This is a genomic window from Actinoplanes sp. NPDC023936, assembly GCF_040639325.1.
Classification (GTDB): Bacteria; Actinomycetota; Actinomycetes; order Mycobacteriales; family Micromonosporaceae; genus Actinoplanes.
Map to the genome: position 1 here is coordinate 216,680 of NZ_JBEZZR010000010.1, position 6,000 is coordinate 222,679.

Here is a 6,000-nt window from a genome sequence, read left to right on the forward strand (position 1 = left end):
GGACGGATCCGCTTGACGGCGGACCGCCGGACCCGCACGGTATGGAGTGTGGGTGTCACAGTGAGTTGCCCCAGATGTGCTGCTCAGGTGCGGAGGCCGGACCTGATGCACAGCGCCTGGCGGTGCGACAACTGTGGCGACATCTCCCCGTTCCACGTCGCCGAGCACATCAGCGCGGACATCGTCGGTTCGGTGCTGCGGGAGTCGGCCACGAGCGCGGAGCGGATCCCGCTCTGGTGCCCCTGGCCGCTGCCCTCCGGATGGATGGTCACCGGCGTCGGCTGGTCCGGCGACGAGCGGTTCGGTGTTCGTGCCACGGTGCTGGCGTGCAGCGGCCCGGAACCCCTCGGTGGCGGCCCGGCCGACCTGGTCCTGGTCGCCGAGCAACCGGGCGTCGGACTGGGCACCCGGTTCGCCGGGATTCCCGGTCTTGACCCTGGTCACCTGCTTGCCGAGGCGCTCGCCGAGCCCGGCTCGCACACCGGTCCACACGCGAAGATCAAAGCGGCCGGACACCCCACTCCACTGTGGTGTGTAAAGTCACCTGAAGATCGAAGTGCCTACGTGAGTGAGGCCAAAGGAATGTGGCTCTATGCGGTAGCGTGGCCGGCAAGCGCGGGCTATCTACTCGCGGAGCACGTCGTTCTGCACGACCTCTCCGAGGGTGTGCCGCCCGAGCTGGTGTTCGGAGCGCCATCGCCATACCTGCATGGTCGTGCCTAACCCCCTCGGGTGTGACCTGCGGTGATGACAATCGGCTTTCCAGGCACTTTGTTCACACGAAGCGACGAAGCTGATACCGTCAGTACTGCCGCGGCGCTGAACGTCACCCGCACCGGAGGAGAAGGCCCGCCATGATCAAGAAGGTCCTCACCTGGCTTGGTATTGCATTCTTGATCTTCTTCATCGCCTTCAACCCGAGATCCGCTGCGGCGGTCTTCGAGTCACTCGGGGGCACGATCGCCGACATCGCACGAGGCTTCGGCACCTTCTTCACCGACCTCGTCGCATAGCATCTCTACATGGATCCTGGCGAGCCGCGCGAACCGCGAGGCGAGGGTGCCCGGCGCCCTCGGGACGACGACGAGAACTTCGGGTATGACGACCCGGCGTTCGGCGGTCCTGAGTACACACGCTCCGATCCCTATCCGGACGACGACGCGGCGTACGCACGCGACCAGCGCCGGACCGAGGAGATCTACGCCGACTCCGACGAGTACCAGCCGCCGTCCTTCACTCCGGACGAGCTGGAAGGCCTCGATCAGGGTGGCGGGCCGCGCCGGTTCCTGCCGCTGGAGGACGAGCCCACCACGCTCGTCGCCCGCTACCTCTTCCCCACCGAGCGATATCGCGGTGAGTGGAAACGGCACTGGATCCATCTGACGACGCCGATCGCGATCGGCGCCGGGGCCACTCTCGTTCTGGGTTATCTCGCCGGCTTCCTCACTCGCCAGAACATCGACGGCATGGTCACGGTCGCCGTGCTGGTCTGGCTCGGCGTGATCAGCTGGGTCGCCTGGCAGGTCTTCGACTGGTACTTCGACAGGTTCATCCTCACCAACAAGCGCGTGATGGTGGTCAACGGGATCATCACCCGGAAGGTGGCCATGATGCCCCTCCTCCGGGTGACCGACATGAAGTACGAGCAGTCCGCTCTCGGCCGGATGCTGAGTTACGGCACGTTCGTGCTCGAGTCGGCCGGTCAGGACCAGGCGCTGCGCGAGGTCAAGCACCTGCCCAACCCGAACGAGCTGTACCTGCGGGTGGTCGAGGAGATGTACGAGCCGCAGGCTGTCGAGGCGCGGCTGGGCAAAGAGGACGACGACGCCGACTGATCGTGACAAGCATCGACCTTCACTGCCACTCGACGGCCAGCGACGGCACCTTCACCCCGGCCGAACTGGTGCGGGCGGGTCGGGCCGCCGGGCTGGACGTCCTGGCGATCACCGACCACGACACCACCGGCGGCTGGGAGCAGGCGGCCGCGGCCCGGTCCGAGGGCCTCGCGCTGGTCCGGGGCGCCGAGCTCTCCTGCTGGTGGGGCGAGCGCGTCTGGGGTGGGCAGGGCATCGCGCTGCACCTGCTGGCGTACCTCTTCGACCCGGCCGAGCCGCTGCTCGCCGCCGAGCTGGCCCGGCTGCGCGGCGATCGGGAGCAGCGCGCCGAGAAGATCGTGGCGAAACTCCGGGCGGACGGGGTGCCGATCTCCTGGGCCGAGGTGCTGGAGTACGCGGCGGGCGGCTCGGTGGGGCGGCCGCACATCGCTCAGGCGCTGATCCGGGCGGGACTGGTCCGCACCACCACCGAGGCGTTCGCCTCCGCGTGGCTGGGCGCGCGGTACTTCGTACCCAAATCGGATCTTGATGTTTTTGAGGCTGTCCGTGCGGTGCGGGAAGCCGGTGGCGTGACCGTCTTCGCTCATCCGCGCGCGACGGTGCGGGGGCGGGTGGTGCCCGACCGGCTGATCGCCGAGCTGGCCGAGGCGGGCCTGTTCGGCCTGGAGGCCGACCACGAGGACCACACGCCGGTGGAGCGCGAGCAGGTGCGCGAGCTGGCGGATCAGCTCGGGCTGGTGGTGACCGGATCGTCGGACTTCCACGGTACGCACAAGACGGTCGAGCTGGGCGCGTTCCGGACCGCGCCCGAGATGTACGAGAAAATCGTCTCCGCCGCCACCGGAGTTCCGGTCCTGGGGTGACGATCGCCGCAGCCGCCTGCGGAAACTGACGCCGCGCCCTAACTTGATCGGGTGAATGTCAAGCTGTTCGGCGAGTTCTTCGTGACTCTGCTGGTGATCGTCGATCCTCCCGGCATGGTCCCGGTCTTCCTCGCGCTCACCGGCAGCATGCCGGCGAAGGCCCGGAACAAGGCCGCTACGCAGGCGGTGCTGCTCGCCCTCGGCGTGATCGTCGGCTTCGCGATCGCCGGGCAGACCCTGCTGGACTACCTCCATGTGCAGCTGCCGGCCCTCCAGGCCGCCGGTGGCCTGCTGCTGGTCCTGGTCGCGCTGCAGCTGCTCACCGGCAAGACCGACGAACCCGCCGACCAGATCGGCACCAGCAACGTCGCGCTGGTCCCGATCGGCACCCCGCTGCTGGCCGGGCCCGGCGCGATCGTCGCCACGATGCTCTTCGTCCAGCAGGCCGAATCCCTCGACGAGCACCTGATCCTCGCCGCCGCGATCCTCGCCGTGATGGCGACCGTCTGGCTGGTGCTCCGCTTCTCCGGGATCATCGTGCGGCTGCTGCGCCCGGCCGGCATCGAGGTGCTCACCCGGATCGCCGGCCTCCTCCTCGCGGCGATCGCGGTGCAGCTCATCGCGGACGCCGTCTTCGCGTTCGTGAAGGATTACAGCGGGCAGTTCTGAGGGTTTCGCGTTCGGTTCTTGTCGGGGGGTGCTGGCAGGATTGCCGTGTGTCCCCCCGATCACGCGCCACCAGCTCCGCTGCCATCCCCGAGCAGCTCGGGTTCGCCGGCATGCCGGAGCGGCTCTTCGTCTGCACGCCGAGCAAGCTCGGGGCCTTCGCCGACTGTCCCCGCCGCTATCGCTATTCCTACGTCGATCGCCCCACCCCGCCCAAGGGCGCGCCGTGGGCACACAACTCGATGGGCGCGAGCGTGCACACCGCCCTGAAGAACTGGTTCGCCCTGCCGGTCGAGCGGCGTGAGCCAGGCGCGCTTCCCACGCTTCTCAAGGCGACGTGGGTCCGGGAGGGATATCGCGACGTCGACCAGGAGCGGGCGGTCTACCGGCGCGCCCTCGACTGGCTGGAGAGCTACGTCGCCACCCTCGACCCCGACGAGGAGCCGCTCGGTGTGGAGCGGGTGGTCGCCACCAAGACCTCGGTGCTGGCGCTGAACGGCCGGGCCGACCGGATCGACGCGCGCACCGGGCCGGACGGCCCGGAGGCGGTGATCGTCGACTACAAGACCGGCCGCTCCGGGCTGGACGCCGACGACGCGCGGGGCTCGCAGGCGCTCGCGCTCTACGCGTTCGCGGCCGAGCGGGTGTTCCGGCGGCCGTGCCGGCGCGTCGAGCTGCACCACCTGCCGACCGGGACGGTCGCCGCGCACGAGCACACCGAGGAGTCGCTGGCCCGGCAGGTCCGGCGGGCCGAGGAGACCGCGACCGACATCATGGCGGCGGAGAAAGCGGTGGCCGCCGGGGCCGACCCGGACCAGGAGTTTCCGACGAATCCGGGGTCGCTCTGCGGGTGGTGCGACTTCCGGAAGGTGTGCCCGGCCGGCGCCGGTGTGGCGGGCAAGGAGCCGTGGACGGCGGTGGAGCACCTGGGCGCCTAGCGGGCGGCTCGGGCCACTCCCGCCGGTCGGCCGGCGGGTCACTGTCTTCGGCCGGCCGGCGGGTCGTTCTCTTCGGCCGAGGGCCGGCTCGGGTTCAGGAGCCGGTCGGTTGGAGGCCGGCTCTTTCCAGGGCAGCCCTGCGCATGGGCGCCACCCGGTACTGCTCGGGCAGGGTCGCGAGGACGCCCGCGAGCAGGGCGCGCAGGCCTCGCACCGAGAGGCGGGCGGCCAGGTCGGTGGTGGGCCAGCCCAGTCCGCCGTACATCTGCCGGGCCCACGCCGGCAGCAGGGCGATCGCCGTGCTCGCGACGCCGAGGTACGCCCAGCGGGGCGGACCGAGGTTGAGGCCGAGGCGCAGCGCCCGGCCGCCCCACGACGACGGCACCGGCGGCACCGGCGGCACGGTCAGGAACAGGGCCGTCTCCGCGCTGTCCCGGGTGAGCGCCAGCTCCGGGCGCATCGCCGCGTAGTAGTCCGCCACCTCGGCGGCGGTGCCGGGCACTGTCGCCGGGTCGAGGCCGACCAGTTCCGCGGCACGCCGCTGCTCGGTGTAGTAACCGTCGACCTCCGCGGGCGTGAGCCGCACGCCGGCGTCGACGGCCGTGCTCAGGAACGACTCCACCTCGGCGACATGCACCCAGCGCAGCAGGTCCGGCTCGTCCACCCGGAACCGCTCACCGGTGCGCGGGTCGGTGGCGGACAGCCGGGAGTGCAGCCGGCGCAGACGGGCGGCCGCCGCGTTCACCTCGGCGGTGCTGCCGTAGACGACCGTCCCCACGTAGTTGGAGGTGCGCATCAGGCGGCCCCACGGGTCGGCGCGGTAGCCCGAGTTCTGCGCGACGCCGGCGACGGCGCGGGGGTGCAGCGCCTGAAGGTAGAGCGATCGGAGCCCACCGAGCATCAGGATCGGCTCCTGATGCAGTTTCCAGGTGACCGAGTCCGGGCCGAACAGGCCGACGTCTTCCGTCATGTGGTCAAGAGTGCCACGACCGGGTTGCCATCGGCCGATCCTGACCTGCGCCAGAGTGCCCTGACGTGAGATTGTTGCGCCTTCACGCAATTTGGTCAGCGCACGACCCGTGATCGAGGAGGAATGGTGTTCGACCAGGTCAACGGTTTACCGGTACATATCCTCGTGCTCCACGCCGCCGTCATCTTCGTGCCGCTGCTGGCCCTTGGCAGCGTCGTCTACGCCGTCGTCGCGCCCTGGCGGGCCAAGATGGGATGGGCCGTCGCGATCCTCGCCGTCGTCGCCCCGATCGCCGCCGTGGTGACGAAGGTGTCCGGCACCGAGCTCTACAACCGGCTCCTCGGCCAGGGCATGTCCGGACCGGGCAAGGTGATCCTGGACGACCACATGAACTACGGGACGATCACCATGTGGCTGTCGATCGCGCTCGGCGTGGTCAGCCTGCTGCTCGTGGCGCTGACGATCCGGGCCGGCGCGCGGCTGCCCCGGATCGCCGACATCGGCTTCGCCGTGGTGATCATCGGGCTGGCCGCGACGACCGGGTACTACATCTTCGAGACCGGTGACTCCGGCGCGACAGCGGTGTGGGGCACGTACTGATCGCGGCGGGTCCGGCTGGTCGCGGCCGGTCCGGCTAGACGTGGACTTCGCACATGGTTGTGGACTGCCGTTATAGCCATCGTGGTCGGGTGGGATCGATGTTGAGTAGGGCGAGGAGTTGGGCTTGG

Annotated in this window: 8 protein-coding genes; 7 read left to right on the forward strand and 1 reads right to left on the reverse strand. The window is 69.9% G+C overall.

What is annotated here, in order from left to right; genetic code table 11:
* Positions 1–60: 60 nt before the first annotated feature.
* The 6 genes from AB0F72_RS16685 to AB0F72_RS16710 all read left to right on the forward strand — a co-directional run bounded on the left by AB0F72_RS16685 (position 61) and on the right by AB0F72_RS16710 (position 4,302).
* Positions 61–723 (forward strand): DUF6758 family protein, encoded by a 663-nt coding sequence (locus AB0F72_RS16685; protein ID WP_360431222.1) that lies wholly within the window; start codon positions 61–63, stop codon positions 721–723.
* Positions 724–854: 131 nt separating this feature from the next.
* Entirely contained in the window at positions 855–1,013 is a 159-nt protein-coding gene (locus AB0F72_RS16690; protein ID WP_014447648.1) for a hypothetical protein, read from the forward strand.
* 9 nt (positions 1,014–1,022) lie between these two features.
* Positions 1,023–1,835, forward strand: a complete 813-nt coding sequence (locus AB0F72_RS16695) for a PH domain-containing protein (protein WP_360431226.1) — start codon at positions 1,023–1,025, stop codon at positions 1,833–1,835.
* The gene (locus AB0F72_RS16700; protein WP_360431274.1) at positions 1,835–2,698 is read left to right on the forward strand and encodes a PHP domain-containing protein; all 864 of its coding nucleotides are present in this window, start codon (positions 1,835–1,837) and stop codon (positions 2,696–2,698) included. The genes AB0F72_RS16695 and AB0F72_RS16700 overlap by 1 nt, the downstream gene beginning before the upstream one ends.
* Before the next feature lie 51 nt (positions 2,699–2,749).
* Positions 2,750–3,367 carry a MarC family protein gene (locus AB0F72_RS16705; RefSeq protein WP_360431229.1) on the forward strand — a complete coding sequence of 206 codons (618 nt, stop codon included), beginning with the start codon at positions 2,750–2,752 and terminating at the stop codon, positions 3,365–3,367.
* Positions 3,368–3,477: 110 nt separating this feature from the next.
* A complete protein-coding gene (locus tag AB0F72_RS16710) occupies positions 3,478–4,302 on the forward strand; it encodes a PD-(D/E)XK nuclease family protein (protein WP_360431277.1) in 825 nt (274 codons plus the stop codon).
* 94 nt (positions 4,303–4,396) lie between these two features.
* Here the strand turns inward: AB0F72_RS16710 and AB0F72_RS16715 are convergent, their stop codons facing one another.
* A complete protein-coding gene (locus AB0F72_RS16715; RefSeq protein WP_360431232.1) occupies positions 4,397–5,272 on the reverse strand; it encodes an oxygenase MpaB family protein in 876 nt (291 codons plus the stop codon).
* A 123-nt stretch (positions 5,273–5,395) separates the two neighbouring features.
* Between AB0F72_RS16715 and AB0F72_RS16720 the strand changes: the two genes are divergently transcribed.
* The gene (locus AB0F72_RS16720) at positions 5,396–5,872 is read left to right on the forward strand and encodes a DUF2231 domain-containing protein (protein ID WP_360431235.1); all 477 of its coding nucleotides are present in this window, start codon (positions 5,396–5,398) and stop codon (positions 5,870–5,872) included.
* Positions 5,873–6,000: the final 128 nt, after the last annotated feature.

Excerpts from the sequence above, each read along its gene's own strand:
- AB0F72_RS16690 (WP_014447648.1), top strand. The coding sequence starts at position 855 with ATGATCAAGAAGGTCCTCACCTGGCTTGGTATTGCATTCTTGATCTTC.
- AB0F72_RS16695 (WP_360431226.1), top strand. The coding sequence starts at position 1,023 with ATGGATCCTGGCGAGCCGCGCGAACCGCGAGGCGAGGGTGCCCGGCGC.
- AB0F72_RS16710 (WP_360431277.1), top strand. The coding sequence starts at position 3,478 with ATGCCGGAGCGGCTCTTCGTCTGCACGCCGAGCAAGCTCGGGGCCTTC.
- AB0F72_RS16715 (WP_360431232.1), bottom strand. The coding sequence starts at position 5,272 with ATGACGGAAGACGTCGGCCTGTTCGGCCCGGACTCGGTCACCTGGAAA.
- AB0F72_RS16720 (WP_360431235.1), top strand. The coding sequence starts at position 5,396 with ATGGTGTTCGACCAGGTCAACGGTTTACCGGTACATATCCTCGTGCTC.